The 14834-nt window shown below is 52.0% G+C and carries 10 protein-coding genes and 1 riboswitch; of the genes, 3 read left to right on the top strand and 7 right to left on the bottom strand.

Features of this window, described 5'->3' with window-relative positions; genetic code table 11:
* Positions 1–7: 7 nt before the first annotated feature.
* A complete protein-coding gene (locus DFR47_RS06540) occupies positions 8–1435 on the bottom strand; it encodes a cytochrome P450 (RefSeq protein ID WP_113943579.1) in 1428 nt (475 codons plus the stop codon).
* On the opposite strand from DFR47_RS06540, the gene DFR47_RS21540 reads away from it, so the two are divergent.
* The 3 genes from DFR47_RS21540 to gyrB all read left to right on the top strand — a co-directional run bounded on the left by DFR47_RS21540 (position 1404) and on the right by gyrB (position 6590).
* Positions 1404–2060: a hypothetical protein gene (locus DFR47_RS21540; protein ID WP_147245506.1), complete on the top strand. Its 657-nt coding sequence runs from the start codon at positions 1404–1406 to the stop codon at positions 2058–2060. The genes DFR47_RS06540 and DFR47_RS21540 overlap by 32 nt on opposite strands.
* A gap of 72 nt (positions 2061–2132) precedes the next feature.
* The gene (cueO, locus tag DFR47_RS06550) at positions 2133–3839 is read left to right on the top strand and encodes a multicopper oxidase CueO (RefSeq protein ID WP_113943581.1); all 1707 of its coding nucleotides are present in this window, start codon (positions 2133–2135) and stop codon (positions 3837–3839) included.
* Positions 3840–4118: 279 nt separating this feature from the next.
* Positions 4119–6590 carry a DNA topoisomerase (ATP-hydrolyzing) subunit B gene (gyrB, locus tag DFR47_RS06555; RefSeq protein ID WP_113943582.1) on the top strand — a complete coding sequence of 824 codons (2472 nt, stop codon included), beginning with the start codon at positions 4119–4121 and terminating at the stop codon, positions 6588–6590.
* A 134-nt stretch (positions 6591–6724) separates the two neighbouring features.
* On the opposite strand, the gene DFR47_RS06560 is transcribed toward gyrB, so the two are convergent.
* The 6 genes from DFR47_RS06560 to DFR47_RS06585 all read right to left on the bottom strand — a co-directional run bounded on the left by DFR47_RS06560 (position 6725) and on the right by DFR47_RS06585 (position 14718).
* Positions 6725–7516 carry an ABC transporter ATP-binding protein gene (locus DFR47_RS06560; protein ID WP_113943583.1) on the bottom strand — a complete coding sequence of 264 codons (792 nt, stop codon included), beginning with the start codon at positions 7514–7516 and terminating at the stop codon, positions 6725–6727.
* Complete coding sequence (locus tag DFR47_RS06565) at positions 7513–8517, bottom strand: FecCD family ABC transporter permease (protein WP_113943962.1); 1005 nt, start codon at positions 8515–8517, stop codon at positions 7513–7515. The genes DFR47_RS06560 and DFR47_RS06565 overlap by 4 nt, the downstream gene beginning before the upstream one ends.
* Before the next feature lie 2 nt (positions 8518–8519).
* A complete protein-coding gene (locus DFR47_RS06570; RefSeq protein WP_170137454.1) occupies positions 8520–9290 on the bottom strand; it encodes an ABC transporter substrate-binding protein in 771 nt (256 codons plus the stop codon).
* Between the two features lie 101 nt (positions 9291–9391).
* Complete coding sequence (locus tag DFR47_RS06575) at positions 9392–11290, bottom strand: TonB-dependent receptor plug domain-containing protein (protein ID WP_170137455.1); 1899 nt, start codon at positions 11288–11290, stop codon at positions 9392–9394.
* A gap of 169 nt (positions 11291–11459) precedes the next feature.
* Positions 11460–11648, bottom strand: a riboswitch (cobalamin riboswitch).
* A gap of 93 nt (positions 11649–11741) precedes the next feature.
* Positions 11742–12752 carry an Ldh family oxidoreductase gene (locus tag DFR47_RS06580; RefSeq protein WP_113943586.1) on the bottom strand — a complete coding sequence of 337 codons (1011 nt, stop codon included), beginning with the start codon at positions 12750–12752 and terminating at the stop codon, positions 11742–11744.
* A 145-nt stretch (positions 12753–12897) separates the two neighbouring features.
* On the bottom strand, positions 12898–14718 hold the full coding sequence (locus tag DFR47_RS06585) for a DEAD/DEAH box helicase (RefSeq protein ID WP_113943587.1): 1821 nt from the start codon (positions 14716–14718) through the stop codon (positions 12898–12900).
* Positions 14719–14834 lie beyond the last annotated feature (116 nt).

The raw sequence follows: 14834 nt of genomic DNA on the forward strand, positions 1-14834 counted from the left end.
CTGAAACTCAGCGCGGCGTCACCTTCATCAGCAGGCCGTTTTTAGGCTGAGTGGTCAGTTTTTGTACCGGCCACGGCTTCGCATCGCCCACCATATCAAAACGATGTTTTGACAGCAGAACCGCCAGAGCAATCACTGCCTCCTGCATGGCAAAACTGCCGCCGATACACACACGCGGCCCCGCACCGAATGGCAGATACTGAAAACGGTCGATTTTATCGCGGTTTTGCGGATGGAACCGCGCCGGAATAAAAGCCTCCGGATTGTCCCAATATTTCCGGTGCCGGTGGATTGTCCAAGGCATCACAATAACCGCTGTACCTGCCCGAATGTTAAGATCACCGAATTGGTCATCCGCAAGCGCCTCACGATTGATTGAAGGTGCAGGCGGGTAAAGCCGCATCGCTTCCTCGAAAGCAGCGCGGGTTAACGGTAGTTTTTCCAGCCATTGGTGTGGCGGTAAATCCCTGCCCTCGCCTGCCATAAATGCATCGATTTCAGCTTCAACAATCGCGCGTTCCGATGGTGCTTGCGCCAGCAGATAGAGTGTCCAGCCAAGGGCACGGGCAGTCGTTTCATGCCCTGCACCGATAAAAGTAATCAGATTATCCTCAATCTCGTCGCGCGACAGACCATCCGGCTTGTCCGGTGAGGTTTCTGCTTGCAATAGCAGCGTCAGAAAATCATTCGGCACCCTCTCGCCGCGATCCATCCGGTCTTTGCGCAGCTGAATGGTCTGCGCAACTATCGAGCGGAAAAAGCCGAGTGAGCGACGACCACGCAATTGTGTCAGGCGTGGCAGCCAATCCGGCGCGCCAAGCAGATCAAACGGATCGACCCGTCCCATGGTTTCAAACAGGCGGTCTGTCTGGCGGGCGAACTCCTTCGGATCACCAGCAATCTCGCCGGAGAACAAGGTCTCCGCCAGAATATCATAGGTCAGCAGGGTCATATCCCGCGACACATCCGTCACAGTTCCGGCAATCTGATAGCGCGTGGTAAAATCCTGTGCGCTTCTCAGCATAGCATCGGCAAAACCGTGAATATGACGTGGCGTGAAAACCGGCGCTATCGCTTTGCGCGAACGCCGCCATGTGATGCCTTCAGCCGTCAGCAAACCATCACGCAGGATCGGGCGTAACACACGCTGCCGGACAGTTCCCATCGGATAATTTTGCGGATTCTCAACCAGAACATGGCGGATCAGTGCCGGATCATTGGCAATAATCGTGCGCATCCCGATCCAATTTACCTCAACCCACGGCTCATTGTAGGACGGCTCGCCCCAAAGCTCTAAAGGATTGCGATAGACAACCCGCATCAGCTCCAGCCGTCCGACCGGATTTTTACGCGGAACCGGTGCAGGCGGTACAAATGGTTGGCCTGCCGGATTTGCACCGCCATTGGAAAATGAATTTACTGTCAATTCAGTCATGATGCCATCCTTAAAAAATGCTTCATCATGCTGTTCTGGTATCAGTCCTGTACCCCCAAATAGTACCGGAAACAGCGATTACCCAAAAAGATATAAGAAACATAATAAGGCAAAACAGCGACTTGTTAAATTTCGCCGTAATTCTCTGATAGAAAACTTCTCTGACTGGGCTGGCTATAACTCATCTGCCTGCTTATATATGTTGAAATTCAAAAGAAAACGAAAGCTGTCACCTGTGTCATCCGCAATTAACATCATCAGGCTGCCTTATCGGCTTATGCTGTTTTTGCTTGCATTTATGATGTTACAGTTCTGCGCTTTCCAGATGTCTGCACAAGCCTATACGTTTCCGGTTACTCCGATAAACGAGGCGACGACCACTCATTCAACAGCACATAAAACCACGGAACACGGGCAATCCCATAAGGATATGCCCTCCGACCAGCATCACAGCAAAAAAGGCATGGCCTGTTCGGTCAGCGGTTGTGTTGTGCCGGTGCCGGTGCCGCCTGTAATGACACAGCTCGATCTTATACCGCGCGTTCTGACCGTGCCCTATATGCAGGCCCTGCATGGTCTGCCGCCTGCTCTTTCCGATCGCCCTCCGATCTCTGTTTTTGCCTGAAAATCACATTTCCTGACGCACAAATCATTCGTGCGGAGGACAGCTATTTTCTGACATAAACGGAGTATTCCGATGAAAATCATCAATCGTCGTCAAGCTTTAATGTTCGGCCTCGGCGGCCTGTCTGCTGTTGCGTTGCCAGCTTTGCATCTCAATCGCGCCAGTGCACAAGGTGCACATGACATGCACAATATGACACCTGCCGCAGCCAATAAGGCTACAGGTGTGAAACTGCCTCATCCTGCCCTTTTACAGCCGGATAATAACGGTCTAGTTAAGCTGAAGATCGCTAAAGGCCGTCATAGTTTTCAGGCAGGCAGCAGCGCCGCATCCTCCGGTATTAACGGCAATTATTTCGGGCCGGTTGTACGCCTGCAGAATACATCGCATGTGCGTTTTGCCATTGAAAATGCCATGGATGAAGTCACCACTTTGCATTGGCACGGGCTGATGATCCCGTCTGATATGGATGGTGGCCCGCATAATGTGATTAATGCGGGCGCTGTATGGCAGCCGGAATTTGACATCAACCAGCCAGCATCATTTAACTGGTTCCATCCGCATACCCATATGGAAACTGCCCGTCAGGCGCATATGGGGGCAGCCGGTCTGTTGCATGTCAGTGATGGCGGCGACCGCGAGCGCGGTCTGCCGGACACATTCGGTTCCGACGATCTGTTCCTCGCTTTTCAGGATCGTCGCGTCATTGACGGTGACAATGTCTATGCACCGGACTTTATGGATCTGATGCATGGTTTCCGCGGCCAATATCTGACTGTGAACGGTGCCATTGCACCAATTGCAACAGTGCCGCAGAGCATTGTGCGCCTGCGCCTGCTTAATGCTTCCAATTCGCGTAATTATCATTTCCATTTCAGCGATGGCCGGATGATGCACGCAATTGCCTCGGATGGCGGCTTCCTCGCCAAACCTGTAGCCGTGGATATTCTAACCATTGCACCGGGGGAACGGTACGAAGTGCTGGTCGATTTTTCCAATGGTATGGCAGCAGACTTTACCAGCTTGCCTGATGACGGCTCCGGCAGAACACCGAAACTGAGTGATGCACAAAACCTTGAGCATCTGATGCGTTTTGAGGTGAGCGATGGTCTGAAAGCCGATGTGATGAAACTTATTTCCGCATTGGAAGAACCGGCTGCTGCCGATCCGGCCAAGTCCGTCAAAACCCGTTCTTTCATCTTTGATGAAAACATGGCCGGCAATATGGCCATGATGCGCAAGAAAATGATGGGCGGCGAAAGTTCCCCTATGGGACAGATGGACCATAGCAAAATGGATCACAGCCAGATGGGGAAGATGCAAATGCCCCAACCATCTAAAATGCAGGAAATGATGCCAAGTACTATGAATGGAGAGATGGATCATGGCGAACATTCGGCACGCACAGCTGACCAGATGGGGCCATCGCTGACAGCTGCCACCTCCGGCATTACCATGTCGATTGCCGACAAGCCTTTCGACATGAGCCGCGTGGATGTGGAAGCCAAACTCGGTTCTATGGAAGTCTGGAAACTGAAGGCCGTTGAAATGGGGCATCCGTTCCATATTCACGGTGCGAATTTCCGTGTGCTCTCCAAGAACGGTCAGGAAGCACCGGATTATCAGCAGGGATGGAAAGATACTGTGCTGGTCGACGGAGAGGCCGAACTGCTGGTTCACTTCAAAGCAGAAGGCAAACGCTCACATCCGTTCATGTTCCACTGCCATGTGCTGGAGCATGAAGATGTCGGCATGATGGGACAGTTTGTGACTGTCTGATGAGCCTTATCAACAGTGAATGAAGCGATCCGCGCCCGTGGCAGACAGGCACTTCTCCAGTCTTCTGTCACAGGTGCGGATTATTGCACAAAAGCTGGTAATTATGCCGATTTTTCGCGGTAAAATTTGGTAAATCGGCGCTCAGCGACTATATTAAACTTACTATTTCAGCCTGATTCGTTTCAGTACTTTCCGGCTTTGCCGCGTGCAGAATCTGTAATCAGCCCAAATCTTTACCGGACGGCATATGCCTGACGGCAACGCTAACGAAAGTCTTTCATGAGCGAGACCACTGAAAATCCTCAAGGCGAGAATCTTTCCGCAGATATCAATGCGAATAATCCTGAATATGGCGCAGATTCCATCCGCGTTCTGAAAGGGCTTGATGCGGTGCGCAAGCGTCCGGGCATGTATATCGGCGATACCGATGACGGCTCCGGTCTGCATCACATGGTTTACGAGGTGGTGGACAACGCGATTGACGAGGCGCTTGCCGGTCATGCAACACTGGTCACCGTGACTTTGAATGCCGATGGCTCCTGCACCGTGACTGATAATGGTCGTGGTATTCCGACGGACATCCATAAGGAAGAAGGCGTTTCAGCGGCTGAGGTTATCATGACCCAGCTGCATGCAGGCGGTAAGTTCGACCAGAACTCCTATAAGGTTTCCGGTGGTCTGCATGGTGTGGGCGTTTCCGTGGTGAACGCACTGTCCATCTGGCTGAAGCTTAAAATCCGTCGCGCCGGTAAAATTCATGAAATGAGCTTTACCCATGGTGTTGCTGATGCTCCGCTGGAAGTCATCGGTGATGCAGGCAGCGAGACAGGAACCGAAGTCAGTTTCCTGCCGTCACCTGAAACATTTTCCATGGTGGAATTTGATTATGAAACGCTGGAGCGCCGCCTGCGCGAACTGGCTTTTCTCAATTCCGGTGTGCGCATCAAACTTTCCGACAAGCGTCATGCCGATGTGATCGAGCAGATTCTGCATTACGACGGCGGCTTGCAGGAATTCGTCAAATATCTCGACCAGTCCAAGAAATCGCTGCTGGAAGAGCCGATCTACATCATCAGCGAAAAAGACGGCATGACCGTTGAAGTCGCAATGTGGTGGAACGACACCTATCATGAGCGCGTGTTGTGCTTCACCAACAATATTCCGCAGCGCGACGGCGGCACGCATCTTGCCGGTTTCCGCGGGGCACTGACCCGTCAGATGACCGGTTATGCGGAAAGCTCGGGCACGACCAAAAAAGAGAAAGTCAATCTGACCGGCGATGATTGCCGTGAAGGTCTGACAGCGGTGCTTTCTGTGAAAGTACCGGATCCGAAATTCTCGTCCCAGACGAAGGACAAGCTGGTTTCCTCGGAAGTCCGCCCTATTGTGGAAAGCCTCGTCAACGAAGCGCTGGCCACATGGCTGGAAGAACATCCGGGCGAAGCCAAAGTGCTGATGGCCAAGGTTGTGGAAGCAGCAGCAGCGCGTGAAGCTGCACGTAAAGCCCGTGACCTCACCCGCCGTAAAGGCGCTTTGGATATTACATCTCTGCCGGGTAAATTGGCTGACTGTCAGGAACGCGATCCGGCAAAATCTGAGATCTTCATCGTTGAGGGTGACTCGGCCGGTGGCTCTGCAAAAGGCGGACGTTCGCGTCAAAATCAGGCTATTCTGCCGCTGCGCGGTAAAATCCTGAACGTTGAGCGTGCACGTTTCGACCGTATGTTGTCATCCGACCAGATCGGTACGCTGATCATGGCTCTCGGCACATCCATCGGTAAAGATGAAACCAGCGGTTTCAATCCGGAAAAATTGCGCTACCACAAGATCATCATCATGACGGATGCTGACGTCGACGGTGCGCATATCCGAACCCTGCTGCTGACTTTCTTCTTCCGTCAGATGCCGGAACTGATCGAGCGTGGCCATATCTATATTGCGCAGCCACCGCTCTACAAAGTGACCCGTGGTAAATCCTCGCAATATATCAAGGATGAAGCTGCTTTTGAGGACTTCCTGATCGAAACAGGTCTCGAAGAAGCTTCCTTGCAGCTCGGCAATGGCGAAGTCCGCGCCGGTGCTGACCTGATGGCTGTCGTCAATGATGCACGCAATCTGCGTACTGTTCTTGCCGGTCTGCACACACGTTATGACCGCGCAGTGGTTGAACAGGCTGTGATTGCCGGTGCCATGAATGTGGAAGCCTCGAATGATCCGGCAAAGGCGCAGGCTCTGGCCGATGCGGTTGCCAAACGTCTTGATATGATTGCGGAAGATATGGAACGCGGCTGGAGCGGTTCTTACTCTCCGGAAGAGGGTTTCCGTTTTGAGCGTATGCTGCGCGGCGTGAAAGACACTGCAATGATCGATATGGCTCTGCTCGGCTCTGCCGATGCCCGTCAGCTGGATCGTTTCAGCGAACGCCTCAACGACATCTACGCAACACCGCCGGTTCTGCGTCGCAAAGACAAAAGCGAAGCCATTTCAGGTGCCATTGCCTTGCTGGAAGCAATCTTTGCAACCGGCCGCAAAGGCCTGTCTCTCCAGCGCTATAAAGGTCTTGGTGAGATGAATGCCGAGCAGCTTTGGGAAACAACACTTGACCCGAATGCCCGTTCGCTCCTGCAGGTGAAAATTGCCGACGTAACGACAGCCGATGCGCTGTTCTCACGTCTGATGGGTGACGAGGTTGAACCACGTCGCGAATTCATTCAGGACAATGCCCTGAGCGTCGCCAATCTGGACGTATAATCACTAATAAAATCCGTTTAAAAGCCGCTTCAAAATTGAAGCGGCTTTTTTATTTCACGATATTAGAGCGCCGTGTGCCAGACTTGGCACACAAAGGTCGCTCTAACATTTTAAAATGAGAGCATAATTTTTCCTTAAACTGATTTAAGTTTAGGGAATTGTGCTCTAACCGGCTGGATAATCAGCCCGTCAGCAGTTTCTGCACGATAGACATCGACGCCATAGAGATCACGGATAACCTCATCGTGCAAAATCTCTGCAGGCTTGCCATCCGCAACCAGGCCGCCGTCTTTCACCAAAAGCAATCGTGTGCACCAGCGTGCCGCTAACCCCAGATCATGCAACGTGCAGATAATACTGCGACCACTCTCTGCCAGATCGCGGAATATCTGCATCAGACTAAGTTGGTGTGACGGATCAAGTCCGGCCACCGGCTCGTCAGCCAGCATCAAGGGTGTGCCTTGCGCAAGTGCGCGGGCAATCAGAACCCGCGCCTGCTCACCGCCGGACAACTCCCGTGCCGGTTTATCGCGCAGATGCCCGATTTCCAGCGCATTGATAGCCTCTTCCACTAATTGCTGATCCTGCAAGCTTAGGCCGGAAAAATGTGACAATCGGGCAAGCCTTCCCAACTGCACAACGGCTTCAACCCGCATATTCCAGCTGATCTCACGATCCTGCGCAATATAGGACAGGATCTGCGCACGCCGGATATTTTTAAGCTGCGCACTCTCTTGCCCGTTTAAAGTGACAGACCCCTGATACGGCAACTGCGCAAGGATAGCGCGTAATAATGTGGACTTGCCCGCCCCGTTAGGGCCGATCAATCCAACAAACTCACCTTCTCCGACAGCAAAAGAAATGTCATCCACAACCATGCGTTTTTGATGGGACACTGAGAGATTTTCTACGCGCAACAGGCTCAAATTTTTGCTCCTTTACGCAATTTCCAGACCAGATGCAGAAAGAAAGGCGCACCGATCAATGCTGTGAGCACGCCGAGTTTCAGATCTTTCTCCGGCAATATAAGTCGTACAAAAATATCTGCTGCCAGTAACATCACTGCACCGCCCAGAGCCGAGGCCGGCAACAAATGTGACGGCCGAGAACCGGTTAATGGGCGCAATACATGCGGCACCACCAGCCCGATAAAACCGATGCTACCGGCCACAGCCGTTGCAGCACCAACACTCACCGCCGTGCCTGCAACGACAAGAAACTGCACTTTACGCAGATCGACACCCATGCTCGCTGCGGTCTCCTGCCCCAATGTCAATGCGTCGAGAGAACGACCTGAAAGCAGCAACATCGCCCAGCCCAGACACATAAACGGCAACACCAGCCAGACATGCATCATGGAACGGTCATTTAGCGAACCAAGCATCCAGAAAACAATTTCCATCAGCGCAAAAGGGTTAGGAGCAAGGCTCAACGCCAAGGATGTCAGCGCACCGGAAAAAGCCGAGACCGCAACACCGGCGAGAATGACCGTGATCGTAGAGCCGCTGCGGCCTGCCAGAAACTGCACCAAAATGACGGCGACAAAAGCAAAACCCAAAGCCATCAGCGGGAGGCTCAAAGGAAACAGCAAAGACAGGCCGCTATATAGCGCCAGAACTGCACCAAGCGATGCGGAGGAACTGACACCGAGTAATCCGGGTTCAGCCAATGGATTGCGCAAATAGCCCTGCAAAGCCGCACCGGACAAGCCCAGTGTCAGCCCGATCATTAAACCCAGCAAGGCACGGGGAAGTCGCAATTGCTGCATAATCAGCACTGTATCGCTATCCCCCGCTCCGAACAGGCCGGACAACCCTTGCATAAGACTGATGGAAGACGGGCCGGTCAGCAATGAGATCGCAAACAGGGCGATTAGTATCACGCCGAGCGCAAGCAACAGACCATAGTAGCGCCGGTTCTGGTCCATCATCACTCTCCGCTTTCCTGTCGGGCACGCTGCAAAATTCTCACTGCTTCCAGCGTATAGATTGAGCCGCAAGACCAGTAGCGTCCCGGCACGGCAACATGCTGTGTTTTACGCCCCTGTTCACTGACCAGCGCCTGCATAACCGGATGCCGGTAATTCTGATAGGCCAATGCCGGCTTCTCATAAAATTCAGGCTCAATAATCATATCCGGCTTTAAACGGATGAGATCTTCCAGTGTCACCCGCCCTGCCGCCAGCCTGCTATCTCTCGCTGCCAGATTGATGATACCAAGCTGTTTCATAATTTCATCCGCCAATGTCCCCGCACCCGATGTATAGCCATTCGGTTCATAGAGAAGTGCGGTTACCGGCTGCGCTGTTTTCTTAGCTGCACCAATTGTCCGGTTGATCTCGCCAATCTGCATTTCAGCTTTCTGCTGCTGCCCCAGTGCCTGCCCCATTTGCGTAATCTGCTGAGCAATATCCGCAAAATTCTGCGCATAGCCGAAACGCTCAACCGCTATCCCCGCTTGTTCCAAAGCGGCAAGAATATGCGGAGCTGTATAGACTGATGCCAGTACCAAATCAGGTTTCAGCGATAAAATTTCCTCAAGTCCGGAGCGGTTCAGATGATAGTTTTTGGCAGCTTCCGCAACCGGTGAAGAAACCGGATCGGCAGCGATATGACTGACAGAGATCAGCTGAGACGGCTCAGTCAGCGACAGCGCCAGAATATCCGTACAAAGGTTCAGCGAGACCACCCGTTTGGGCATTGCCTGCGCCTGTAGCATACCTAAACAGAAGCACAAAAGGCAGACCGCAAAAACGGCCTGCCTTTTAATGAAACTGCTAAAGGCGCTGAAACCCGCCATGCTCAGAAAGAAGCTTTCAAACCGGCAAACGCACCGCGACCCGGTGTGTTATAGCCGTAAACTTCCTGATATTTTTTATCGAACAGGTTTTCGATACGGGCATAACCTTCAAGTTTATCTGTGAACTTATAGCTGCCGCCGATATTAACGATGGTATGCTTATTCAGCGTCACTACGGATGCCGGAAATGTGCCAAAATTATTATCTTTCATGTTGCCGTTGAATACTGCTTCACCGAACATACGAGCGCGATCTTCATAGAATGTATAGGCCACATTCAGCGAACCAGAGTGTCGTGGGCGTCGAGTGGCCTGCTCACCGGTTGGCGCACGAGACGAAGTGTATGTATAAGTACCGCCTGCTGTGAAGCCATGGAACAAGTTCAATGTTGCAGCCAACTCAACACCATGGCGCTTACTCTTACCATCCAAATTTGTAACGGTCTGAGAACTACCCTGAATTTCATTAGTCAAATTTTGGATAAAATAAGTAACATCTGTGATCAGCAAACCATTAAAGAAGCTATATTCCAGACCAGCATCCCAGCCGAAACTTTTCTCAGGTTTTAAATTTGGATTACCAACGAAATTAGTCGTTGTCCCGAATTGCTCAAAAAAAGTCGGATTTGTATTACCAGTGCCTATAGAACTATGAAGACGCGCATTAGTATCAGGAACAGACCATGCTGTACTTAATGAATAAGTCGTCGCATCTTTGAACTCATCATTCACATCATGACGAAGCGCTAAATTTAAATAAAATTGATCCCAATATTCACCATTATACTGACCAACAAAACCATAGCTGTCACGCTCATAATTTTTTGTTGTCTCAAACGTCTCGCGTGTCCATTCAACGCCACCTGTCACGGTATGATGTGCATCGGCAAATGCTGGTGTATCAAAAACATAACTAGCCTGATACGCGCCCTTATAACGACGTCCTTTTGTTTCATAAACAGGCATGATCGGTGTATTGCTCTGATACTCAGTAGCATTTCCGGAAAAACGTAATTTCTGCGTCAATGCATCATCAAGCCCTGTCCAAGTTAACCCCAAAGAGCCCATAAAGTTGCTGGTTTCATCATAAGCGCCCACCGAATTTTGTGGAACTGGACTCCAGTCGACATCTGTATCTGTGCGATTTTTTGTATAGCGTAGAGTGGCGTCTAATTTTACGGTATCAGACAAATCAATGTTAATCTTACCGTTCAGAGCAAGACTGCGCGCACCATCCTTTTCATCACCAATATCAGTAATATTAAAACCTTTTGTCGTACGGTAGGTGGCGCCAAGTGCCATATCATAACTCTCAGCACCGCCTTGCAACTGCACCCCACCAAGCCACGAGCTGCGTGATCCAGCCTCAGTCGTCCCACTGACTTTGAAACCGTCGCGGTTCCCGCCCTTAGTAATAATATTCACAACACCAGCGGCTGCACCTGCTCCCCAAAATGCGCTCTGAGGTCCACGCAATACTTCGATCCGATCAATATCCGAAGCTAAAAGCCCCCCGAAATCAAATTCTCCGTTACCTGGATTTCCGGCCTCAACACCATCAACCATAACCATCAACTGATTAGCTTCTGCACCGCGGACTCGAACCTGTGTCAAACCGCCGTAAGAACCAGTACGCGAGACGGCAAAACCCGGCACCATACGCAGCGCATCAGCCACATAGCGCACCTGATTTTGTTCAAGCTGCTTACCAGTAATGACAGTTACCGCACGGCCGGTTTTACCCTCTTCAATCGGCGTGCGTCCGGCTGTCACGATAATCTCTTTGAGCTGAACAGTTTCCTGCTTCTTCTCTTGCGCCAATGCATTGCCAAAGCTGAGCACTGTCAAAGCAGTACCAAGGATCAATGCTGATTTTTTATGCTGCACCAAATTGCGTGTCATGCTGTCCCGCCTGTTTTCAGACAATACAGTGCGCTCCGGCACAGGCATTGTCCTGAAGAATACAAACCGCATTTGAGACAAGCTGAAAACAACAGGCATATCCGCATACGGCAACATTTTTACAATATCACCGTTACGGACGTCCGCGCCTGCACACCCCTCGTGTACCGGCTGGTGACAGGAAAAGGCAGGTCTCCTGACTTGCGGGTCATCGCAGACACTCCGCCTTCCCGCCTTTACAGGCAGTGGCATACCGGAGGCCGCTCACCGGATACAGTTGCGGGGGCAGTCACGGATTGGCACCGTGTTCCCTTTTCATTTGCTGCTATGAGCAAAACCTTTTCCGTATCAAGCGATAACAATGCACCGCTTACCGGTCAATTCTTATACAAATACGCCATGCATTTTTCATGCATGGCGTGATAGTTGTGCCGCAGTCTTAAACCTATGCTTACAAAGCGCGGATATCATCATAAAGCTTCTGCGGAATAGTCACTGTGCCATTGGCCAGACTGCGCTCGCGGGCTTCATAACGGCGCTGCGACGGCAGACGTGCCCCCTGACCGGTAATCGCCGAGAACATCTTCTCTGCCCGTTCCATATGTTCAGCCATGGCCGCACCTAGGAAGCTTTCCGGATTAAAGGCAATCACGATTTCCCCGTGTTTCGGCGTTGCACCACGACCATTATCCCATTCCTGAGATTCAAGGCTCAGCATATCACCGATCAACGGCCCTGCCAGCAGTTCTACCATCGCAGAAAGCGCTGATCCTTTATAACCGCCGAAGGTCAGCATCGCGCCTTCCAATGCCGTTTGCGCATCGGTTGTCGGTGCACCATCTTTATCCACTGCCCAGCCTTCCGGTATCGGTTTACCTGCACGGCGATGCAGTTCAATCTCACCGCGCGCTGCAGCACTGGTGGCAAAGTCAAAAACAAACGGATATTTACCGGCGCGCGGCCAGCCAAAAGCAATCGGATTGGTGCCGAACACACCGGTCTTACCACCGGCAGGCGCGACCCATGAATGGCTCGGCACCATCGTCAGTGAAACCAGACCATGCTCTGCCAGCATCTCCACTTCCGGCCACAAAGCAGAGAAATGAACGCAATTGTTGATCGCCATTGCAGCAATGCCCAGCTTACGGGTTTTCTCCACCAACATCGGCAGACCTTTTTCCAGTGCCAGCAAAGAATAACCGCCCTTGGCATCCACTGCGACAATACCACCGGCACGGTCTTCCACTTCCGGCTCCGCATCCAGCACAACAGCACCGGTTTTAATGGTCTGTGCACAGCTCAGCACACGATAAAGCCCGTGTGAATCACACTCATCACGCTGGCAACTTTGCAGCAAACGCGCATTGGCCTGCGCATGTTCCTGAGAAAGACCAAGTTTGATAAAGGTCTGTTCTGCGAGGTTATAAGCTTCATCCAGCGTGATGGTAATGGTAGCGGTCATGGCTGCGGTATCCTCCCTGCGTATAAAATTTGCCTGAAAGGCAATCTAATATATCAGAGACCTACCCCATACATTGTCAAACAGCAAGTTCTATACGCATAAAACAAAAAACCCGCTCAGAGAGCGGGTTTTTCAGATTCACTAATTAGCGTGAGAACTTGCGATCGCCGCCTTCACGCGGTTTACGCGGGCCTTTTGGTTTATCGCCAAAAGGCTTGCCTTCGCCGCCTTTAAAGCGGGATTTGCCTTTCGGTGCACCCCAGCCCGGCTTATCGTCACCGCCACGTTTATCAAAGCGGCGCTCACCGCCTCTGTCCGAACGCGGGCCACGGCTTTCCTGCTCAGGAGCGGTTGAAGTGCGGATAACCAGACCTTTTTCGCCTGTACCCTGCTCTTCAACAGTCGCAAAATATTCTTTGGCTTTTTCGCTGTTAATCTCGAAACGGGTTTCGTTTTCGAGAATACGGATTGCACCAACATCGCCCTTGGAAACCTGACCGGCTTTACAGATCAGCGGCAAAATCCATTTCGGATCTGCACGATGCTTGCGACCAGCCGACAGTGTAAACCATGCACCGCCGTTGAAAGAGGAACGGTCTTCACGCGGAGCTCGCTCCGAGCGCTCGCGTGCCGGTGCACCCAAAGCGCGTACAGGACCTTCAGAAACATCTTCCGGTGCCGGACGGCTTTCGATTTCACGACGCAGATAAGCGCTTGCGATCTGTTCAGGCGTATAACGTGCCTGCAATTCGCGCATCAGCTCCTGCATATCTTCAGGAATTTCATCGCTGAGGCGTTCGTTGCTGAGGATAACCTCACGAACCTTTTCCTGAACCGCATTGATGGTCGGCGCTGCAATGCTCTTAGCATCCAGACGTGCCATTTGCAGCAGACGTTCAGCCGAACGACGGCGGGAGAACGGAACCACCAGAATACAGGTACCCTTGCGACCGGCACGGCCGGTACGGCCGGAGCGGTGCAGCAATGTTTCACCGTTATTCGGCAGATCGGCATGAATAACCAGATCAAGGTTTGGCAAGTCGATACCGCGTGCAGCAACGTCAGTTGCCACGCAAACGCGGGCACGGCCATCGCGCATGGATTGCAGCGCATTGGTACGTTCAGCCTGTGACAATTCACCGGACAACGCCACAACCGAGAAACCGCGATTGCTCAGACGGCTTGCCAGATGTTTCACACCTTCACGGGTGGAAGCAAAGATAATGGTGTTAACATTATCATAATAGAGCAGCGTGTTGATGATCGCGTTTTCGCGCTCATGCGGCGGCACAATCATTGCCTGATAGGTGATATCAGCATGTTTTTCATGAGATGCGGTTGCAGTAATGCGCAATGCATCTTTCTGGAAACGTTTGGCAAGCAAAGCAATAGATTTGGAAACCGTTGCCGAGAACATCAGTGTGCGGCGGTCTTCCGGTGCTTCACCGAGAATGAATTCCAGATCTTCGCGGAAGCCGAGATCAAGCATCTCATCGGCTTCATCAAGCACAACAGCACGCAGATCAGACATGTTCAGCGCACGGCGGGTGATATGATCGCGCAGACGACCCGGTGTACCCACAATAATATGTGCACCGCGTTCCAGATTGCGGCGTTCTGTGCGGATATCCATACCGCCAACACAAGTGGTGATACGGGCACCGGTTGGTGCGTAGAGCCATTCCAGCTCACGGGCAACCTGCAAAGCCAGTTCGCGTGTCGGCGCAATAATCAGAGCCAAAGGTGCGCGCGGGGCTTCCAGACGATCACCCTGTTCGAGCAGATCAGGCGCCATGGCAATACCAAAGGCAACAGTTTTACCGGAGCCGGTCTGAGCGGAAACCAGCAGATCGCGACCGTCATTGTCAGGCGTCAGCATAGCTTCCTGAACGGAGGTCAGTTCCTCATAGCCACGAGCTTTGAGCGCACCGGCAAGGGCAGGTGCAATAGTAGAAGGCAAGGTCATGAATGACTTTCAGCAATGGCTCACCCACGCATCAACTGGCCCCGACATTCTTTGCTCTGAAGTTTCAGAAGCAAATGTCCCATCCCTGGCTTCATTCATGATTAAACGGAACTAAT

Origin of the sequence: Pseudochrobactrum asaccharolyticum, from assembly GCF_003314995.1 — a bacterium.
Lineage (GTDB): Bacteria > Pseudomonadota > Alphaproteobacteria > Rhizobiales > Rhizobiaceae > Pseudochrobactrum > Pseudochrobactrum asaccharolyticum.